Source organism: Paraburkholderia sp. SIMBA_027 (assembly GCF_046535315.1).
GTDB lineage: Bacteria > Pseudomonadota > Gammaproteobacteria > Burkholderiales > Burkholderiaceae > Paraburkholderia > Paraburkholderia tropica.
Map to the genome: position 1 here is coordinate 1 of NZ_JAWRWY010001259.1, position 249 is coordinate 249.

The window sequence follows — 249 nt, forward strand, 5'->3', positions numbered from 1 at the left end:
CCACAGAGAACCAATCAAGCGTGATCCCACGCGTATCGGCATAGCCACACGGTCCAAGGCTCCGTGCTCCTGCCCGAAGAAAACAGGTTCGGTTGCCATGGCCACGGCCCGATAGCGGGCGAGATACCAGGGCAGGTCGGGTACGACACGGCCCAGAATCGCGTCACGGCGACTGCCATCGGTTTCCTGATCGGCAATATTTGAATAGGCCACCACTTCGCGGTTGACGTTCTCAATGGTGACGGCAGT

The 249-nt window shown here is 59.4% G+C and carries 1 protein-coding gene; it reads right to left on the reverse strand.

Annotation, left to right across the window (positions count from 1 at the left end; genetic code table 11):
• A partial coding sequence (locus SB764_RS43195) for a hypothetical protein (protein ID WP_410867196.1) occupies positions 1-249 on the reverse strand: 249 nt, incomplete at both ends.